At 67.7% G+C, this 16982-nt stretch carries 17 protein-coding genes and 1 pseudogene; 7 read left to right on the top strand and 11 right to left on the bottom strand.

Translation table 11 applies throughout. From position 1 onward, the window contains the following. From WMK75_RS15445 to WMK75_RS15425, 5 genes are all read left to right on the top strand, one after another. Positions 1-339: integrase core domain-containing protein (locus tag WMK75_RS15445; protein ID WP_347268503.1), on the top strand; the 339-nt coding region annotated here is incomplete at its 5' end. A 530-nt stretch (positions 340-869) separates the two neighbouring features. Beyond that, positions 870-1910, top strand: coding sequence for a hypothetical protein (locus WMK75_RS15440; protein WP_347268502.1), 1041 nt, complete (start codon positions 870-872; stop codon positions 1908-1910). Further along, the gene (locus WMK75_RS15435) at positions 1907-2773 is read left to right on the top strand and encodes a DUF6544 family protein (protein ID WP_347268501.1); all 867 of its coding nucleotides are present in this window, start codon (positions 1907-1909) and stop codon (positions 2771-2773) included. The genes WMK75_RS15440 and WMK75_RS15435 overlap by 4 nt, the downstream gene beginning before the upstream one ends. Then, the gene (locus WMK75_RS15430) at positions 2770-3729 is read left to right on the top strand and encodes a M23 family metallopeptidase (RefSeq protein ID WP_347268500.1); all 960 of its coding nucleotides are present in this window, start codon (positions 2770-2772) and stop codon (positions 3727-3729) included. The genes WMK75_RS15435 and WMK75_RS15430 overlap by 4 nt, the downstream gene beginning before the upstream one ends. A gap of 192 nt (positions 3730-3921) precedes the next feature. Then, complete coding sequence (locus WMK75_RS15425; RefSeq protein ID WP_347268499.1) at positions 3922-4755, top strand: alpha/beta hydrolase; 834 nt, start codon at positions 3922-3924, stop codon at positions 4753-4755. Positions 4756-4801: 46 nt separating this feature from the next. On the opposite strand, the gene WMK75_RS15420 is transcribed toward WMK75_RS15425, so the two are convergent. Further along, the gene (locus WMK75_RS15420) at positions 4802-5704 is read right to left on the bottom strand and encodes a LysR family transcriptional regulator (protein ID WP_347268498.1); all 903 of its coding nucleotides are present in this window, start codon (positions 5702-5704) and stop codon (positions 4802-4804) included. A gap of 101 nt (positions 5705-5805) precedes the next feature. Between WMK75_RS15420 and WMK75_RS15415 the strand changes: the two genes are divergently transcribed. Both WMK75_RS15415 and WMK75_RS15410 read left to right on the top strand, forming a co-directional pair. Beyond that, on the top strand, positions 5806-6060 hold the full coding sequence (locus tag WMK75_RS15415; protein ID WP_347268497.1) for a DUF2798 domain-containing protein: 255 nt from the start codon (positions 5806-5808) through the stop codon (positions 6058-6060). Continuing rightward, complete coding sequence (locus WMK75_RS15410) at positions 6060-7505, top strand: MFS transporter (RefSeq protein WP_347268496.1); 1446 nt, start codon at positions 6060-6062, stop codon at positions 7503-7505. The genes WMK75_RS15415 and WMK75_RS15410 overlap by 1 nt, the downstream gene beginning before the upstream one ends. 42 nt (positions 7506-7547) lie before the next feature. Here the strand turns inward: WMK75_RS15410 and WMK75_RS15405 are convergent, their stop codons facing one another. From WMK75_RS15405 to WMK75_RS15360, 10 genes and pseudogenes are all read right to left on the bottom strand, one after another. Then, complete coding sequence (locus WMK75_RS15405) at positions 7548-7925, bottom strand: hypothetical protein (protein ID WP_347268495.1); 378 nt, start codon at positions 7923-7925, stop codon at positions 7548-7550. A 65-nt stretch (positions 7926-7990) separates the two neighbouring features. Beyond that, positions 7991-9913, bottom strand: coding sequence for a DUF2793 domain-containing protein (locus WMK75_RS15400; RefSeq protein ID WP_347268494.1), 1923 nt, complete (start codon positions 9911-9913; stop codon positions 7991-7993). Between the two features lie 21 nt (positions 9914-9934). Further along, positions 9935-13900 (bottom strand): annotated as a pseudogene (locus WMK75_RS15395) (glycoside hydrolase TIM-barrel-like domain-containing protein). Between the two features lie 3 nt (positions 13901-13903). Beyond that, positions 13904-14392 carry an NlpC/P60 family protein gene (locus WMK75_RS15390; protein ID WP_347268493.1) on the bottom strand — a complete coding sequence of 163 codons (489 nt, stop codon included), beginning with the start codon at positions 14390-14392 and terminating at the stop codon, positions 13904-13906. Beyond that, positions 14389-15273 (bottom strand): DUF2163 domain-containing protein, encoded by an 885-nt coding sequence (locus tag WMK75_RS15385; RefSeq protein ID WP_347268492.1) that lies wholly within the window; start codon positions 15271-15273, stop codon positions 14389-14391. The genes WMK75_RS15390 and WMK75_RS15385 overlap by 4 nt, the downstream gene beginning before the upstream one ends. Then, the gene (locus WMK75_RS15380) at positions 15270-15479 is read right to left on the bottom strand and encodes a hypothetical protein (protein ID WP_347268491.1); all 210 of its coding nucleotides are present in this window, start codon (positions 15477-15479) and stop codon (positions 15270-15272) included. Before WMK75_RS15380 ends, WMK75_RS15385 begins: the two co-directional genes overlap by 4 nt. Next, positions 15476-16177, bottom strand: a complete 702-nt coding sequence (locus tag WMK75_RS15375; RefSeq protein WP_347268490.1) for a lysozyme — start codon at positions 16175-16177, stop codon at positions 15476-15478. Before WMK75_RS15375 ends, WMK75_RS15380 begins: the two co-directional genes overlap by 4 nt. Positions 16178-16181: 4 nt before the next feature. Further along, complete coding sequence (locus WMK75_RS15370; RefSeq protein WP_347268489.1) at positions 16182-16316, bottom strand: hypothetical protein; 135 nt, start codon at positions 16314-16316, stop codon at positions 16182-16184. Further along, a complete protein-coding gene (locus tag WMK75_RS15365) occupies positions 16309-16656 on the bottom strand; it encodes a hypothetical protein (RefSeq protein ID WP_347268488.1) in 348 nt (115 codons plus the stop codon). The genes WMK75_RS15370 and WMK75_RS15365 overlap by 8 nt, the downstream gene beginning before the upstream one ends. Beyond that, on the bottom strand, positions 16653-16982 hold a 330-nt coding region (locus WMK75_RS15360), incomplete at its 5' end, for a DUF2460 domain-containing protein (RefSeq protein ID WP_347268487.1). The genes WMK75_RS15360 and WMK75_RS15365, both read right to left, overlap by 4 nt.

Genomic DNA, 16982 nt, shown 5'->3' with positions numbered 1-16982 from the left:
ACCAAGTTCAGCGCCAGCTTCGATACCGTCTGGGCATCGGAAGCCGCCCGCGTCATCCAGATCCCGCACCGGGCGCCGAACGCCAATGCCTTTGCGGAATCCCTCATCGGCACCATCAAGCGAGAATGCCTGGATTTCTTCGTCTGCTTCAGCCGGTCGCAGCTCGACTACATCCTGCGCACATGGGTGCGCCATTACAACGTCGAGCGCCCGCATCGCGGCCGGGACATCGGGAACAATGTGCTGCAGGTCGATTTTCGTCCCGCCCGCGACGGCCCGATCCGCTGCCGGCGCCAGCTCGGCGGCATCATCACGTCCTACACGCGCGATGCGGCATGATCCGCGGTAAGGACGCGAGCCGCAGAAAGCCTGACGGCTTTGACGCCGAGGGCATCCGCCAGAGGCTCCCATGGCAGCCACCTCCCTCAGTCTCTGCTTCGATACCGTGTGTCTGGCGCTTCGCGATGCCATCGGGGGAGAGCAGCATCCACCCCATATCCACTTCATGATCCGCGAGGACTATACAGGAAGCGCCGTCTGACCTGTCGTCCGGGGCATATGCGTGAACCGGTCAGCGGACAAGGAGGCGAGAAGGATCGCTGATCCCTGGTCAGCCCTCCCTGCGGAGGCCGGCCGGATCACTACCGGCAGGAGCATCTGCGGAATCAGCAGGCAGGCTGCATCTGGCCGCATGAGTGTGCTCCAGCCGAGCCTGTCCGGCTGTCGCCTGATCAGGATCAAAGCGAAAAGCGGCGATCTTCTGTAGTAGACTGGGGTGGCCCGGAACCCGTGCATTCCTACGGTGGTTGCCGCCTCAGCGGCGAAGTTCCAGGACGAGGCGCATCAGCCAGGGTGAGGAGCATGTCCTGATGAGCAGCGAGAACTATTTCCCGGAAACTGCACCCCTGCGCGAGCAGGTCGTGTTTCTGCTGCCCCACGCCATCCTTGCGCCATCCGGGCACAACACCCAGCCTTGGCTGTTCCGCATCACCGAAACTGGCTTTCAGCTGATCGCCGACCGCCACCGCGCCTTGCCGGTCGTCGATCCCCATGACCGCGAGCTTGCGATCAGTTGCGGCGCCGCACTCGGCACGTTCGAGGTGGCGGCACGCAGGTTTGGCCTCGATCCGGTCGTGAATATCCTCCCCGATGACCGCGACCCCGACCTGCTGGCCACGATCGAAGTGGTGCAGGGCGCGCCGGCCTCTGCGGCGGAAGCCGCACTCTTTGATGCGATTGCGGATCGCCATACCACGAGGGCGGCCTTCGCGATGGAGCCACTGCCCGACGCCCTGGTCGAGACCTGCCGCGATGTCGCGGCCGGTTTCGGCGTCACGCTCGACGTCATCGTCGATGAGGATAGGAGACGCGGCATCGCAGCACTGGTCGGCGAAGGGAACCGGCGGCAATTCGACGATCCGCGCTTTCGCCGCGAACTGGCGCTGTGGATCCGCTCGCGCCGGTCCGGCAGCGGCGACGGGATGTCGGGCGCCGGCTTCGGCATGCCGGATGTGCTCTCGGCGGTCGGGCGGCTGATGATCCGGACCTTTGACATGGGCGACGGCATTGCTGCGGCGGACGAGAAGAAGATCCTTGCCGCAACGCCCGCGCTTGGCCTGCTGTCCAGCCCCGGCGACGGGCCGGCGGACTGGATTGCGACCGGCCGCGCGCTGTTGCGGGTGCTGCTCGTGCTGACCGCGCACGGCTTCACCGCATCCTATCTCAACCAGCCCATCGAGGTGGAGGATCTCCGCCAGCGGTTGCGAGAGGTTGCAGCGACGGCCGGGCATCCGCAGATCTTGCTGCGGATGGGGCGGACGGCTGTTGCCGCGGAGCCGAGCGTGCGGCGCGGGCTGGAAAGCGTAATCCTCGGGGACCCGGACAGAGGCCAAAGCGGGGGCGCCAGGTGAAAAGCCTGATCCTGATTGCCGGTCTCTGCCTCCTCGTCGCGGTTGCGGCACTCTGGTTCTGGCGTCTGTCCGACATTCGCGCTGACCGGCGGGTGGGTGTGGCGCTGTCGGCGCTGCAGCCCGTTCGCCCCGCCCGCTTTGACCCGGCGATGGTTGAAGGACTGCCCGAGCCGGCGCAACGCTATTTCCGTTTCAGCATCCATCCCGGCACCCCGCTTTTCACCGTGGCCCAAATCACCATGGCCGGTCAGTTCAGCCTCGGGACCAGGGAGGCGCCCGATTACATGGCGATGACCGCGCGTCAGGTTCTGGCCTCGCCCGAAGGCTTCATCTGGAGCATGGCGGCGCGGCGCGGGTCGATGCGCATCTCCGGCTCGGATGCGGCAGTGGGTGGCGAAAGCTGGACGCGCTTCTGGCTCATGGGGCTGGTCCCGGTGGCGCGGGCTGGCGGGAACGAGGACCATTGGCGCTCGGCCTTCGGGCGCCATGTCGCCGAGGCGGTCTTCTGGACCCCTGCCGCGCTGCTGCCCGGCCCCGGCGTGGTCTGGGAAGCGGTCGATGACACGACCGCCCGGGTGACCGTCACGCATGACGGGATCGCGCAGCCGGTCGAGGTGAGCGTCGATGCCGAGGGCCGGCCGGTCACGGTCGTTTTCCCGCGCTGGAGTAATGCCAACCCTGACAAGACCTGGCGGTTGCAACCCTTCGGCGGTCACCTCTCCGAATTTCGGGACTTTGGCGGCTTCCAACTGCCCACTCATGTCGAGGCGGGCAATCACTTCGGCACCGACGCGTATTTCCCGTTCTTCATCGCGGATGTGACGGACGTCACCTTCATCCCGCCTTCAGGGACAAGGCCATGACGGTGCCGCTGATGCTGCTCCAAATCGGGTTGCCGGCGGCGCTGCTCGTCTGGCTGGCGGCCTTTCCGGCGTCCGGGGCGGCGGCGTTCATGGTGCAGGCTTGCGCCACAGCCGCGGTTCTCGTGGCGCTCGGGCTGGTCGCGCCATGGGTGATGCCGCCCTGGTGGGTGCCCTGGCTTTTCGGGCTGGCCTTCGCCGCGATCGTCGGGTGGCTGCGGGCCAGCGGCCGGTTGCAGGGCCGCGACCGGCGGCCACAGGGCTGGCCTGCCACTGTCGCACTGATCCTCCTCGCCGCACTCGGGGTCTTCAGCACCTGGCTGTCCACGCAGGCCCTGGCCGGGCGCCGACTGCCCGAAGCCGGAACGGTGAATATCAAGTCCCCTTTTTCTGAGGGAAGTTTCATCGTCGCGCATGGCGGCTCGACCGCGACCGTCAATGCCCATCTTCGCACGTTCGACCCAACCGTCGAGCGTTATCGCCGCTGGCGTGGACAGAGTCTCGCGGTCGACCTCATCCGCATCACGCCCATGGGGTTTCGCACCGATGGCTGGCGCCCGGCAGATCCGGCCCGGTATGCGGGCTTCGGCACGCCGATCATGGCGCCCTGCGACGGCAGGGTCGTGGTCGCGTCCGACGGTCTCCCCGACATGCAGGTGCCCGCAACGGACCTTGACCATCTTGCCGGCAATTTCATCCTGATCGACTGCGGCGGATTCGTCGTTGCCCTCGCCCACCTGCGGCAGGGCAGCGTGCTGCCCGAGGAGGGAGACCGGGTGCAGACCGGCGATCCGATCGGCGAGTTGGGCAATTCCGGCAACAGCTCCGAGCCGCATCTTCACATCCACGCACAGCGCGGCATTCCGCCGGATGCCCCCTTCGGCGGTGAGCCGCTTGGCCTGACCATCGACGGGAGATTCCCGGTGCGAAACGACCGGCTGCGCGCAGCCGGGCAATGACGAGCATCGAAAGCGGCGCGTCAAGTGCCGGTTGCAGACAAGTCGGGAGGGTCACACATGGCAGGGCTAACACGCCGGAACGTGCTGGCAGGCGCTGCGGGTGCGGCCCTGTTTGGCGCGGGCCTTGCGGGCGGCTCCTATTTGGCGACCATGGCAGACGCCAGACGCAGGGTCGAGCATAGCAGCCAGCTGGTGCAGACCCGTTTCGGCACCCTTGAATACGCGATCGCCGGGAGGGGCGAGGCGTTCCTGATGATCCACGGTACCGGCGGCGGCTTCGATCAGGGCCTGCTGTTCTCGCAGGCGCTGATCGCCCGCGGCTTCGAGGTGATCGCGCCATCGCGCTTCGGCTATCTGCGCAGCGACTTCCCGCCTGACCCGTCGCCGGCCAATCAGGCCGATGCCATCGCCGATCTGCTTGATCATCTGGGCATCGAGAGGCTGGCCGTCGCCGGCGGATCGGCGGGGGCGCTCTCGGCGGCGCAATTCGCGCTGCGGCACCCGGACCGCTGCGCCAGTCTGATCCTTCTCGTCCCGGCCGCGAATCTCAGCAACCGTGATCCGGTCGAGTTCACACGCCTTCAACAGTTCCTCGCCGACAGGGTGATGGCATCGGATCCGTGGTTCTGGGCGCTGCTGAAGCTCTTCCCCGATCAACTGATCGGGACACTGCTGGCGACGGATCCCGCACTCCTCCAAACCGTCTCGAAAAGTGAGCGCGACAGGGCCTATCACATCCTGAACGGGCTGATGCCGATCAGCCAGCGGACGCGAGGCATGATGAACGACGGCCATTTCGCCGGCAGCCCTGCCGGGATCGAACTGTCCGGCATCGCCGCACCCACGCTGATCATCTCGGCCGAGGACGACCGGTTCGGGACCGCCGAGACAGCCCGCACGATCGCCGGGCAGGTGTCGTCAAACCGGCTGGTGATCTACCCCTCGGGCGGGCATATCTGGCTTGGTCACGACGACGATGTCGCAGACGAGATTGCCGCGTTTGCGCGAACCGCTGCCATCAATTGAAGCCACTCCCGCAGGTCGGCGTTCTTCTGGCCTGGCGGTTCGCGGATCAGCCGCCGGCGCCCGTTACCGTGGTGCAGACGCGGCGCAGGCAGGAACGCAACCAGCGATGCGCCTGATCGCCGTCCATCCGCGGATGCCAGAGCATCGAGACGGTGAACGGCGCTATCGTGAATGGCAGATCGAAACTGTGCAGTCCCCCGCGCATGCCGGCCGTGTGGAGCGCGGGAACAGAGGCGATGAGGTCGGTCGCGCGCGCCAGCGCAAGGGCGGTGGAAAAACCGCTCACCACCGTCACGATCCGTCGCTGCAAGCCGACAGCCCGCAGCGCCTCGTCGATCTCGTTGGCGTGCAGACCGCGCCGCTGAACAAGAACATGGCTGGCTTCGGCATAGCGTTCGAGTGAAACTGGCCCGTGGCTCAGAGGATGGTCGGCGCGGACCATACCGATCCAGCGATCCGGGAACAGGGGCATTGCGCGCAGTTCGGGGGCGGTCGTGGCGTCGATCACGCCGGTTTCCAGATCGACCTCCCCCTCCCGCAGGGGGGCGCTGTCCTTGTCGGGCTTGGTCAGGAATTGCAGCGTCACGCCGGGGGCCTGATCGGCGATCTGCGCCAGAAGCGCAGGTCCGAAGGTTTCGGCGAAGCCCTCACTGCCTCGCAACGTGAACCGGCGCGAAAGGCGCGACAGGTCCAGCGCCTCGGCAGGGCGAAGCACGCCCTTGGCAGCCTCGACCAGCGGGCCGACCTGTCCACGAAGCTCGATGGCGCGTGGCGTCGGCACCAGTCGGCGCCCTGCGCGGACAAGGAGCGGATCGCCGGTCACCTCGCGAAGGCGCGCCAGGGCCCGGCTCATGGCCGAGGGGCTGAGACGAAGTCGCCGCGCCGCCCCCGCAACGCTGCCTTCGGACAGGAGGACGTCGAGCGTCACCAGAAGGTTCAGGTCCGGCATTGCCTTATCCGCTTCATATATGGCGCTTGGTGCAACTATTAAATGCGATCAGTGCGCGTTCCGCAATGATCGGTTTCGGATTAGCTCTCTGGGGTCCATCAATGAAGGAGACCCCGATGTCACCCCGTTATGCCCCCGTGCTGTTCGGCTTTGTCCTGTCGGCGCTGATGTCGTTCATCGTGTCCGGTATCGCGACGCTTCGCAACGCCGGCCCAGTCGACGACTTCGTCAGCCTGTGGATCAATGCATGGCTTCCATCCTGGTTCATCGCCTTTCCGGTCGTCCTTGTGGTTGCGCCGGCTGCCCGCCGTCTTGTCGGCATGCTGGTCAAGGCGCCTTCGGTGCAGGTGCGGTGATGTCCGAAGCGATCCTTGCGGAGAACCCGAACTTCTGGCCCCGCCTTGCAGCACTGTCGCTGGTATTGCTGCTGCCGTCCCTGGGCACCAGCATTGCGAATGTGGCCCTGCCGACGCTTGCCAGGTCCTTCGACGCGACCATGGCCGACGTGCAATGGGTGGTCGTGTCCTATCTTCTGTCCGTAACCAGCCTCATCGTCGGTGCAGGCCGGCTCGGTGATATCGTCGGGCGCAGCCGCCTGCTGATGGCCGGGATCATGGTGTTTGCCACCGCCTCGGCGCTTGGCGCCATGGCCCCGACCCTGTGGTTCCTGATCGCCGCGCGTGCGCTTCAGGGGCTTGGTGCCGCGATCATGATGGCGCTGAGCGTGGCCATGGTAGGTGATCTGGTGCCAAAGGACCGTACCGGCAGCGCAATGGGCCTTCTCGGCACGGTGTCGGCGGTCGGGACGGCACTTGGCCCATCTCTTGGCGGGGCATTGATCGCAAGCTTTGGCTGGCCCGCCATATTCGTGCTGCTGGCGGTGCTGGGCGCGATTGCCGTGCTCATCGGTCGCCTGCTGTTTCCGACGGATGTCATGGGATCACGGCGGCCGTCCGGGTTCGATTTCGCGGGGCTGATCCTGCTTGCGTCTTCTCTTCTTGCCTTTTCCCTCACGATGACGATGAGCGGCAAACTGTCGTGGCCGATCCTCGTGCTTCTTTCGATGATTGCGGGTATCACACTTCTTGCCTTTGTCACGCATGAGGCGCGTACACCGGAACCTCTCGTCAGGCTGGACCTCTTGCGCGGCCGCAAGCTGGGCACAGGGCTCACGTCGCTGGCGCTTGTTTCGGCGATCGTCATGGCGACGCTGATTGTCGGCCCCTTCTACATGTCCGGAACGCTGGGTCTCGGAGCGGTCGAGACCGGGCTTGCAATGTCCGTCGGCCCCGGCGTTGCCGCCCTGTCGGGGGCGCCTGCCGGGCAACTGGTGGACCGTCTCGGCGCTTTCCGGGTGATCTTCTCGGGACTGCTGGCGGTGGTGGCAGGGTCGCTTCTGCTGACGGTGCTGCCGGGATACTACGGAATCGGTGGATATCTGGCCGGTCTCGTCCTGGTCACCTTCGGCTACGCGCTTTTCCAGGCCGCGAACACGGCCGACATCATGCGGGAGGCGACGAGCGATCGCAGGGGCGTCACCTCGGCGCTGCTGGGCCTGTCGCGCAATCTCGGCCTCATCGCGGGCGCTTCGGCGATGGGGGCAGTCTACGCCATCGGGCCGCGCATTGCCGATGCGCTCGGCCTCGGCGGGGGCGGCGGCGACGGCTTGCGCGTGACCTTCGCGGTCGCGACAGGTCTTGCCGCTCTTGCTCTGGGTGTGGCGCTATGGGGCCGTGGCAGTGTGACAGTGATCGGCGGACTTGAAGCGGAACGGTTGATGGACACTCCCGGCAAGGACTGAAGCAAGCCGTTCTATCCGGTTGTCGAGCAGGGATCGCCGCCCTCAGGTTCCCGGCTGGGTGCCACGGCGCCCGATCATCCTCTGATCGATTTCCGGCTCGTCCCACTTCCCTGCGACGGCCATCCACTTTTCGATTTCGGCCTGCAGCCCCGGCTCGTCGGCGCAGAGGTGAAACGTGTAGATGCGGTTGACGATATCCCGCATCAGGCCGCGCATCTCGTCATCGTTGATATGCGAGACATCGGTCCACGGGATCCGATTGCCGTCGGCATCGACTACGGTCACGTCACTCCAGTCACCGGTTCTGGTGACAGGCATCCTGCCGGCATGGATGGCCTCGAGGTGGGTGTTGCGCACGCAGAGCATCGCCATGGTCTTGGCGAGCTTGGCCGCGATACGCTTTTCAGCTTCTTCGTTCATGCCGCAAGCATATGTCGCCCGGCCCAGTCCGACCAGAAGCAAGTCACCCGTGACGCTGCGCGCGCTCAGTAATCCGTTTCCAGATAGACCCCGGCGCAGTCATAAGCGACGGCCGCTGCCGTGGCGCCGGTGTTCAGGAACAGCCGCGGCGACAGGAATTGCGTCGCGGCTGGCAGGTCGGCGCTGATCTCCTGCTCGAAGACCGCGCCGGACACCTCGTCGACGACGCGCACCCAGACCGAGCTGCCATTCGGCGGGGCGGCGATGTAGAGGGTCAGCACGCCGCCGGTGGCGATGGCAAAGGACGCGCCCATGTCGGTCAGCGACGGTGCACCGGTACCGTCGTTCGCAACCATCTGCCACCGGGTGTGCGTGCCGCGTTGGAAGCCGATGCCGATGCAGTTGATGGCTGCGGCCAGTGTCAGGGTCGTCGCGAGAGCGGCGGTAGATCCGTAGAGGCCGAAGAAGCCCATGCCGGTCGCCTGCAGGGTCGTCAGGGAAATCCGCGTGACGAAGGTCCAGCCACCGAGACCCGCCGCATTGCCGCGCCAGCAGGCCCAGCCTGTGGAACGCTGGTCGGAGACCGAGTCTACGACGGCCGCCGAGGTCAGACGCCAGCGGCGCATGGAGGTGGCGAGGTTCGTCGCGGCCAACGTCGGGTGTGAGACGGTCCCGACCGAGGTGATCGGCAGACCCTCGGTCGTGATCGTGGTGCTGACCGAGGGGGACCAGTTGGCGATCCGGTTGACGCCGAAATGGGGCTGCAGCGGGAAGTCACGCCCCGAGGGGCGCATCACGTCGATCCACGGCGCCCCGGCGCGGCTGCGGGCATAGACGGCCGCTTTGCCTGCGGGCGGGGGCGACGGCGCGGCGCTGAGGCCGAGCAGGATCGTGGGCTGCGGCAGTTCCACCTGGCCGCTGGTGCGGTCGATCCTGATGGCCTCGTAGAAGGCCGAGCCATCCGGGCTGACCTTGAAGCTGAAGTCGTCGTTGCCGAGAAGTCCGATCAGCGCGCGGGCCGACCAGTTGGTCTTGAAGGCGAAGGCCGCGTCGTTCGCCGGGGCGGCCTTGTTCACCGTCGCCTCGATTCCGGCGCCGGCGTTGTTCAGAAGCACCGCGGGGGTGTTCACGGACAGCCGGTTATAGCTGTCGGCCGTCGCCCCGCCGAGGCCGAGCAGCTGCGCAGTCAGGTTGGCCTGGGGCATGCCGACCTGCGTGACGGCATTGGCGAAGGTAACCGTGGGCGTGTTGACCACCGTCGTGCCCCCGGCCCCGGCGGTGGCCGAACCGATGTTGACGACGGTGGTCGATCCGGACGCGCCGCCCGTCCCGAGGTTCAACGTCTTTGTGACGCCGATCGTCGTGGCGCCGGTTCCCATTCCGTAGGTCGCAGTCGTCGTTGCTGTGCCGATCGATGCGCTGGCCGCCGAGACCGTCACGGTCCCGGACGCGGTCAGCGTGCCCGAGAAGGTCTTGTTGCCGGTGAAGGTCTGGGTGCCTGCAAGGATCGCCAGTTCGGACGATGTGTTCGGCAATGTGAAACTGCGGGTGGTCCCGGTGCTGATGCCTGCCAGAGAGAAGGTGGCCTTCTTCGTCGGATCGGCGTCGTTGACGAGGCCGAAGACCGCGTCCGAGACGTCGCGGGGTTCGCCGACCACCTCCCAGGTGCTGCCTGTCCAGACGAGGAACAGCCCCTCGACCGCGACCCAAGTGAGCCAGCCGGTGCGCGGCACCAGCCGGATCCATGCGCCATCGACCCAGAAGGCGATGTTCAGATCCCACCCGGCCCAGAGGCCGGTCGCGCCCGAGGCAACGAGATGCCGGTCCCCGTCCGCGGGGCTGGCTGGGGGCGCGGTGCGGGTGCGGTCGAGGACCGACAGCTGCACCATGGCGTCGAGGAGGCGCAGGGCCTCGTTATGGGTGACATGCTTCTGGGCCTGAGCGGCCAGCAGGTACGGCAGTCCCAGATGGGTGGTGGTGTCGGACATGGGGGTTCCCGCAGGTTGGGATCAGAATTGCAGGTTGACGGACGCAGGCGTGCCGCGCCCGAGGCGGTTCGAGAGCTGGAAGATGCGGATCGCCAGCGTCTGGCCGGGGCCGAGCGGCGCGCCCCAATCGGCGATCTGCTGGGCGGCGGTGTAGGGGGCGGAGGTCGTGTTGCTGGTCAGCGTCCGCTTGACGGCGGCCCCGTCGAGGATCTGCACGTCGTAGGATTCCAGATCCTCGGCCAGCGGCACCTCGACCTGTTCCCAGGCATCGGCGACCAGCGCGCGGGATCGCCGGGTCCAGTGAATGGTCAGGTCACCGGTACTGCGCGCCGTTCGCCACGGCTGTTCGACATGGACCGGCGCGAAGGGCACGAGGCCGCGGCCGGTCGGCGCGAAGGCTTGCGCGACGTAGGTTTCGTCGCTGACCGGGCGGCTCGCCGGGCCGATGCGCCAGTTCCAAGGGAGACCCAAATCGGCCTCGGCGATGGGCAGCGACGCCAGCGCCGCGTCCAGCACCACTACGCGCGCGCCTGTCGGAGCCGGATTGCCCACCGCGCCCTCGGTGCCGCGCTGGCCGCGCAGGAGCCGGGTCAGCCGATAGCGACCGGGGGCCAGCAATTCGGCCGCGCCCGCCTGCACAATCTCCCAGACGCCCGGCGCAGACTCGACGGCCAGCGCATTGGCACCGCCGAACAGCGTCAGGTCTGTGACGCTCTCCAGCGTGCCGGTCAGCAGATCGACCACCAGAGCATTGCCCAGATCGAAGCGCGAGGTGGGACCAGACCAAAAATCCGAGGCCAGCGCCCCGATCCGCGCGCGGCTGCCGAACGTCGTGAGCAGCTCGAACCCGTCGGTCGAAGGGCTGCGAAACACCGCGATCTCGCCCGGCCATGGCACGGCATGGGCCGCGATGAGCGGACGATGCGCCGGCTGATCCTCGGTCAGTTGCGGCAGGTCCAGCAGCACCACCTCCGGCGCACCGAACACCACCGCCCGCGTCAGCGAGGCCGCGCGGGGATCGCCGGGCGGCAGGTCGTAGCTCGCCCTGTCCTGGCGCACCGTCTCGATGCCGCGCGCCTCGGCGTCGGCGATGGAGACGAGCCGCAGATCGACCAGCCGCCCATCGTGCCGGAGCCGGATCGCGTCGGCCGGGTCCAGCGCCAAGCGCGAGGGCGGGAGACGGAACGCCGCCGTCTCGCGACCCACCCATGCTTCCATCAGCGCGCGGCGGCAGCGCCGCTCTGCTTCCTCGGGCGGGAGCGCCATGGGGAAGGACTCGGAGGCGATTCGCGTCGTGTCCACGGTGATACGCCGCGCCTCGACGAGGGCCGCGTCGTAATCCTCGTCGGCCCGCGCGACCTGTCATTTCAGCGCCTGCGGCAGTTCGGTCTCCTGGCCGCGAGTCAGCTCCAGCACATCGCCCTCACGGGCAGTGACCAGATCGTCGGGGGCAATGGTGGCGACCGAGGCCCGCCCGCGCATGACGAAGCGGATCACGCCCTCGGTCTCGACCGCATCGAAGCCGAAATGCCGCGACAGCGTGGTGATCGAGGCACGCGGGCTTTCCAGCGCCGTGATGGCGTAACCCTCGACCGCGCCCCAGAGGCCGGTGACGTCGATCAGGCTTTCCGCCAGCCCAGCGCGCAGGCAGAGGTGCCGCACGAGGGCCGCGAGCGACACCGCGCCGAGCCGTCCGGTCAGCCAGTGGCCAAGGCGCCAGTTCGGCCCGTCCGTCCAGACGCCGGTCAGCTCGGGGAAGAACGGATAGGGCCGCGCATCCCAGGTCCAGGCAGCGCATTCGGGGACATTGACCATCCGGCCGCCATAGACGGACGACATCGGATTGTTCGTGCCCTGGCCCCACCAGAGATAACTTGCCTCGAGATAGGCGCGCTGGATCGCGTCGTCTCGCCAGCCACGGGAGAAGTACGGGGTGAAACTCTCCGAGGACTTCGGGTCGAAGAAGACGTTGGGCTGGTTGGTGCCCCGGTCGATGGCCGGGCAGCCGAGTTCGGTGAAGCGGATCGGCTTCGACTGCGGCACCCATGCCGTCGGCGTGCCACTCTCGATCCCGCCCGGGCGGTCGTAGTGCGGGTTCGACCACCAGGCGCGCATATCCTTGTAACGGAAGACCCACGGCTTGCCGGCTGCGCCATCGGTGATGGGCGTGCGGGTCTGCGCGGTGCGATCGGCGGCGCTGGCGTAGAACCAGTCAAACCCTTCGCCGCCTGCGATGTTCGCCTGCAGATAAGCCCGGTCGTATATCGCGGGCCAGCCGTCCTGCGCATCCGCATGTTCGAACCCGTCGCGCCAGTCGGAGAGCGGCATGTAGTTGTCGATGCCGACGAAATCGATCTCGGCATCGGCCCAGAGCGGGTCGAGGTGGAAGAACACGTCGCCGCTGGCATCATTCGGCTGGTGGCCGAAGTATTCCGACCAGTCGGCCGCATAGCCGATCTTTGTCCCGCCCCCGAGGATCGAGCGCGCGTCCGCGATAAGGTCGCGATAGGCCTGCACCGCCGGATAGGTGCTGGCCCCCGAGCGGATCGTGGTCAGCCCCGGCATCTCGGTGCCGATCAGGAAGGCGTCGACACCGCCCGCCGCCGCGCAGAGATGGGCATAGTGCAACACCATGCGCCGCAGACCCCAGTCGGAAGGCGAGCCGGTGAAGGTGACGCTCTCGCCGGTGACGTTGAAGTGGCCCGGCGTGGCCGCGCCGAACAGCGCCGCGACCTGGCTTGCGGCGGTGGCGGTCTTGTCGACCGATCCCGCGTAACCTGCCGCGGGCGAACAGGTGATCCGCCCCCGCCAGGGGAATGCGGGCTGGCCCGGCGTGGCGGCATTGTCGGAATACGAGTTCGGCAACGTGTTGCCCGGCGGCACATCCATCAGGATGAACGGGTAGAAGGTGACCCGCAGCCCGCGGGCCTTCAACTCCTGGATCGCCTGCACGACGGCGAAGTCGGACGGCGTGCCGCCATAGACGGGGCGATCCTGATCGTCGCGGCTGACGAGGAAGGCGTTGGCGCGGTTGACGCCGTTGACCGACCAGCTGCGGGGCGTGGTCGATTTGGCCGACACCTCGACGCCCGGCCGCACCTTGCAGGATCCCGCGCGCAGATCGTCGCCGAACCAGGCGACGACAAGGCTGACGCTCTCGACCGCCGGGGCCATCGCCTGCAGCCGGTCGAGCGCTCCGACTATGTCGGTGGAGTCGGCCAGCGCGTTCAGGTTCTCGGGCACCGTCACGCCGCCATCGGTCTTGCGGATGGCCTGCGTGGCGTAGGTGAACTCGCCAGAGGCCGGGATCATGGTGACGGCGCGGGTCAGCCCCTCGGCGGTGTCGGGATCGGCGAGCGGGCGGAACACCTCGAAGGAGAGCTGCGGCAGGCGGTTGCCGTAGGTCGAGAGCGCCAGTTCCTCGAAGACCACATAGGCGGTGCCGCGATAGGCGGGCGTGTTGGCCGCGCCCATCTTCGCCGCAATGAACGGGTCCGCCGTCTGCGCCTCGTCGCCCGGATACCAGCGCCAGGTGACGCCGGAGAGGTCCATCGGCTTGCCGTCGGCCCAGATGCGGCCGATGCCGGTGATCTCGCCTTCACACAGCGCCACGGCTAAGCTCGCATAATAGAGGTACTCGGTGGTCTTGACCTTGCCGCCGCCGCCACCCTTGCCGCCGCCCTGCGTGGTGGTCTTCGTCTCCTCGCGGAAGTCCGTCGCCCAGATGATGTTGCCGCCGATGCGCATGCGTCCGTAGAGCCGCGGGATCACCGCCCCTTCGGTGGAGGAGGTGATGCGCAAGCTGTCGAGCCGTGCCCCTTCGATCCTTTGCGTTGGCGCGAGCGAGGAGACGATCCAGCTGTCGACGACCGAGCCCACGGTCGAGCCGATGAAACCGCCGATGGTCGCGGCGCTGACGCCGAGGATCGCGCCGCCGATGGAACCGCCGATGGCGGCGCCGGCAACGCCGAGAATGAGGGTGGCCACGGGTCAGGACTTTCTCTTGTGCCGGGCCGTCCTGCACTCGGATGCGGCCGGGCGGGGAAACAGGAAGGCGAAGGTGATGCGCCGCCGCCAGGTGGGCGTGAGCGGCTCCTCGATCACACCGAGCCGCTCGTAGGCGTGGAGGAAGGTATCGGGTCCGGTCAGGATGCCGACATGTTTGGCGATGGCGCGGGGCTTCATCCGGAAGAGGACCAGCGCGCCGGGTTCGGCTGCCGCAGGTTCCACTTCGATCATCATGCGCCGCGCGCCCTCTGCCAGCACCTCGCGCGGTCCGGTCTCGCCCCAATCCCGGCTGTAAGGCGGGATCGGGAACGGCTCGGGGCCGACAACCTCGCGCCAGACGCCGCGGGCAAGGCCGAGGCAGTCGCAGCCAACGCCCTGGAGGCTGGCCTGGTCGTGATAGGGCGTGCCGAGCCAGGAGCGGGCGGCGGCGATGATGTGGCCGGGTTCGACCGATGCGAGAGATTTCGTCACAGCACGCCGCCCTCGTGCCCGCCGTCCTTTGTCGCATTGCGCAGGATGGCGTCCTGACCGGGGATATGCGGAAAGCCCCGGAAACTGGCGGTATTGGCGAACTTCGCGCCGCAGGTCTCCATGCGCTTGTCGCAGCCCGCGCGGACGACGAAGCCGTCACCCGCTGCGATGACCCGCACCGGCGATTCCAGCAGGGTCAGCACCGCGATGCCGTCGGTCAGGTCATGCGCGATGACCTCGGCCCACCGTCCGGCATTGGCGCCGCCGGTCCATTCGACTGTGCCGAAGGTGAACCAGCCCGCGGCGAAGCTGCCGAGGCCGGAAGCCGTGAAGGCCCGGTCGCGCAGTGGATCGATCACTGCGCCACTGCCTTTGAAGGCCGGGGCATCAAGGTTCACGCCGCAGCGTGTATCGCCGAGCGCGGCGTCGCAACTCGCCTGAAAGGTCCGCCCGATCGTCTGGCCCAGCACATGGGCGAGGCTGCGGACTTCGGCCACAAAGGCCAGCCGTCCGCGCCGGATTTGCCCGATCGCCCCGCGCCGCATCAGCACGCGCTGTCCGGTGTCGGCCCAGTTTACCCGCCAGACCTCGACCGCCGCATTGTCCCAGCACCCGTCGAGAATGTCGGTCTCGGTGATCCGGTCGGAGGTCAGCACGCCCTCGGCATCCTGCGCATCGACCGACAGGTCGGAGCCCGAGCGCACCTCGGATGCCGTCAACCCGCTCTCCGGTTCGAAATCGGTCCCGTCGAACGACAAGGTCCGGTCGTGATCGGTGAAGCCGAAGGTGACGCCATCGGCACGGGTGATGCGCCAGCACCAGGCCAGCGTTGTCGTGCCGTCGTCGAGATGGGCCTGGAATGCCGGCGAGAGCGCCTTCACTTCCGCCCCCAGCCGCGCAGGAGAGCTATGGAGGCGAGAAGCGAGGACACGACGCCGCCGGTCGCGCCGGTCAGGGCGTAGAGGTTGAAGGGCCTCAGATCGAAGGTGCCGGTCGCCAGATCGAAATCCGCCAGCCCGGCCATGGCGAGGCCGGATGCGGCAAGGCAGGCCAGATAGACGAGGCCGCGGGCAAGGTTCCAGTTCATGTCGGTACTCCGATCAGGGATTTGAGGAAGGCGAGAAAGCGACTGGTCAGCGTCGCCGGGAGCGACTGGTGGGCTGGCGGTGCGGCTGCCGCGGGTGATGCGGCTGTACTGGTCGTGGATGCTGGCGGCGGTGAACCTGCGACGGGGCGCAGCAGCGCCAGCGCCTCTGGTTCGGTCAGTCGCCGCACCGGCCGCGAGAAATCGACCCTTCCGTTGCGGTCGACCGACCAGACCGGGATCGCCCCAGTGGGGTAACGCGCATGGCGGAACAGATCGCGCTCTGCCTCGCGCCGGGGGCGGATCGCGGCAGGCTTGAGCCAGCCCATGAAGGCCTCGGCCGCCGCCGCGCGGTTGCCCGCATTCAGAGCCTTCGTCAGCGCGGCCCGGGCGATGCCGCCGGTATTGTAGTGGAACGAGACCAGTGCATCGAATTCGTGCGGCGCGAGCGACACCTTCACCGCGCTCCGCACAGCCGCCTCATAGGTCGCAAGATCGGTGCGGAAGAGTCGGAACGCCTCGCGGATGCCGGCATCGATGTCGGCGGGCATGCCACGCGGTATCCTGGCCGGATCGGGCAGTCCGGCTGCGGCGGTGTGGCCGATGCCGAAGGTCCAGACGCCGGCGACATCGAGATAGGGTCCGGGCACGATGCCTTCGTGCCGGACGAGGGCCAGCAGGCCCCGGTCTGTCATCTGCATGGGACTATCCGAACAGTGTTGAGAGGATCAGGATGAAGGTTGCGATGGCGAGGCCTATGCGCAGGCGGTGACTGAACGCCTGGCCCGGATCGGGCGCGTCGCAGCGGAAGGAGCGCGCAAGGCGGAGAAGCTCATTCATCGCAACCTCCCTTCGCCCCGCGCAGCCGGGCGAGGATCAGCTCGATGAAGGCGGGTCCGAAGACCCCGACGAGATAGGCGGCCGAACCTGCTGCGCCCCCGGCCGGGATCGCCTCGGGGGGCAGACCGAGCCATCTGGTGACGAGCGCCATCGACAGGCTGCCCATGCCGGCGGCGATCAGCCCGCCCAGCAGGATGTGGCGCAGCGCGTCCCGCAACCGCATCCGCGTGGTCAGCGCATTGGTCGCCCCGCCGAGCGCGCCCCAGGCAGCGAGGATCACCGCCGTGGAAGTGGCCAGATCGCGCAACACGCTGGCGAAGAAGCCGGGTTCGTCATTCATCGCCGGATCTCCAGCAGCGGGATGGAGGTGATCGAACCGAGGCGCTCGAGGTCGAGGGTGACGTCGAGCGCGTCGCTGTTGAAGCGGACCGGCACGTCGAAGGCGAAGCCCGCCGTGATGGCGACGCCTGCGCCGGGGGCGGCGGCGAAGGTGACGAGGCCGGTGGTGGTGGCGACCGACCAGCCCGAGGGTTGCGGGGTGCCGTTCAGGGCGATGGTCACCGACCCCGCGACCGGCTTGGTGATGCTGCGCGTCCAGGACTGCGCGCCGGAGCTGTAGCGCTTCACCAGCTGGAACTGCGTCACCGTGCCGTCGCCGGTGCCGAT

Origin of the sequence: Paracoccus sp. (in: a-proteobacteria) (genome assembly GCF_039808215.1) — a bacterium.
In the GTDB taxonomy this organism is placed as follows: domain Bacteria; phylum Pseudomonadota; class Alphaproteobacteria; order Rhodobacterales; family Rhodobacteraceae; genus Paracoccus.
This window is presented reverse-complemented; position numbering and strand designations above follow the sequence as displayed.

Excerpts from the sequence above, each read along its gene's own strand:
- WMK75_RS15440 (WP_347268502.1), top strand. The coding sequence starts at position 870 with ATGAGCAGCGAGAACTATTTCCCGGAAACTGCACCCCTGCGCGAGCAG.
- WMK75_RS15430 (WP_347268500.1), top strand. The coding sequence starts at position 2,770 with ATGACGGTGCCGCTGATGCTGCTCCAAATCGGGTTGCCGGCGGCGCTG.
- WMK75_RS15420 (WP_347268498.1), bottom strand. The coding sequence starts at position 5,704 with ATGCCGGACCTGAACCTTCTGGTGACGCTCGACGTCCTCCTGTCCGAA.
- WMK75_RS15415 (WP_347268497.1), top strand. The coding sequence starts at position 5,806 with ATGAAGGAGACCCCGATGTCACCCCGTTATGCCCCCGTGCTGTTCGGC.
- WMK75_RS15410 (WP_347268496.1), top strand. The coding sequence starts at position 6,060 with ATGTCCGAAGCGATCCTTGCGGAGAACCCGAACTTCTGGCCCCGCCTT.
- WMK75_RS15405 (WP_347268495.1), bottom strand. The coding sequence starts at position 7,925 with ATGAACGAAGAAGCTGAAAAGCGTATCGCGGCCAAGCTCGCCAAGACC.
- WMK75_RS15400 (WP_347268494.1), bottom strand. The coding sequence starts at position 9,913 with ATGTCCGACACCACCACCCATCTGGGACTGCCGTACCTGCTGGCCGCT.
- WMK75_RS15380 (WP_347268491.1), bottom strand. The coding sequence starts at position 15,479 with ATGAACTGGAACCTTGCCCGCGGCCTCGTCTATCTGGCCTGCCTTGCC.
- WMK75_RS15375 (WP_347268490.1), bottom strand. The coding sequence starts at position 16,177 with ATGCAGATGACAGACCGGGGCCTGCTGGCCCTCGTCCGGCACGAAGGC.
- WMK75_RS15370 (WP_347268489.1), bottom strand. The coding sequence starts at position 16,316 with ATGAATGAGCTTCTCCGCCTTGCGCGCTCCTTCCGCTGCGACGCGCCC.
- WMK75_RS15365 (WP_347268488.1), bottom strand. The coding sequence starts at position 16,656 with ATGAATGACGAACCCGGCTTCTTCGCCAGCGTGTTGCGCGATCTGGCC.